This is a genomic window from Streptomyces sp. MB09-01, from assembly GCF_033794505.1.
GTDB lineage: Bacteria > Actinomycetota > Actinomycetes > Streptomycetales > Streptomycetaceae > Streptomyces.
The window spans coordinates 1-1,278 of sequence record NZ_JARAYQ010000559.1 but is presented as its reverse complement, the minus strand read 5'-3'; the positions used below and the strand labels follow the sequence as shown (position 1 = coordinate 1,278).

Here is a 1,278-nt window from a genome sequence, read left to right as displayed (position 1 = left end):
GCCCCCGGCGGCGCATTTTCGCCGACCTCACCCCTCTGCGCACGTCCGTGGACTACCGGCGGCTGTGGGTCGGCGGCACGATCTCCTGGGTCGGCCAGGCGATGACCGCCCTTGCCATCTCGCTCCAGGTCTACGACATCACCGGGTCCAGCTTCTCCGTGGGGCTCGTCGGGCTCTTCTCGCTCGTCCCGCTCGTCGTCTTCGGGCTCTACGGCGGCGCCATCGCCGACACCGTGGACCGGCGCAAGCTCGGCCTCTACAGCTCCTTCGGCGCCGCCGCCCTGTCGGTCGCACTCGCAGGGGCCGCGGTCCTCGACTACCACCGGGTCTGGTTCCTGTACGGCGTCGTCGCCCTCCAGGCGGTGTGCGGGGCACTCACCGGACCGGCGCGGTCCGCCATGATCCCCAGGCTGCTGCCGGCCGAGCAGCTGCCCGCCGCCAATGCCCTGAACTCCGTGACCATGACCTTCGGGACGATGGTCGGGCCCGCGCTGGGCGGGCTGATCGTCGCCCTCGGCGGCTACCAGTCGGCGTACCTGATCGACGCCGTGACCTTCACCGCCGCCCTCTACGCGATGTGGCGGCTGCCGTCGATGAAGCCCGAGCGCGGCGAGGAGGCGCGGGGGCGGGCCTCCGTCGTCGACGGACTGCGCTTCCTCGGGACCCGGCCGAACATCCGGATGACCTTCTTCACCGACATGGCCGCCATGGTGCTGGCGCAGCCGAAGGCGCTGTTCCCGGCCACCGCCGCGCTCTGGTACGGCGGCGACGCGAAGACGGTCGGCCTGATGGTGGCCGCGATCGCCGCCGGGGCGCTGCTGGGCGGGCTGTTCTCCGGCTGGCAGGGCCGCATCCAGCGGCACGGGCTGGCGATCCTGCTCTCCGTCGCCGGATGGGGACTGGCCATCGCCGTGTTCGGACTCACCCGGAACCTGTGGCTCGGGTTGTTCTTCCTGGCCCTCGCCGGGGCCGCGGACACCGTCTCGATGGTGTTCCGCAGCACGATGCTCCAGGCCGCCACGCCCGACGAGATGCGCGGCCGCCTCCAGGGCGTCTTCATCGTGGTCGTCGCGGGCGGGCCCCGGCTCGGGGACTTCATCGCCGGGAGCACCGCCGACCTGACCTCCCCGACCGTGGCCGTCACGGGCGGGGGGCTGGCGTGCGTGCTCGTACTGGGCCTGCTCGCGCTGCGATGGCGGAACTTCGCCCGCTACGACGCAGGGTCCCCCCAGGCCTAGTCGCTGGGACCGCTGGGCCGGGCGGGGGTGGGTGCGGGGC

1 protein-coding gene is annotated in these 1,278 nt (G+C 72.9%); it reads left to right on the top strand.

Translation table 11 applies throughout. From position 1 onward, the window contains the following. Positions 1–1,238, top strand: a 1,238-nt coding sequence (locus PV721_RS43440) for an MFS transporter (RefSeq protein WP_319734402.1), incomplete at its 5' end; no start/stop codon positions are given. Between the last annotated feature and the right edge of the window lie 40 nt (positions 1,239–1,278).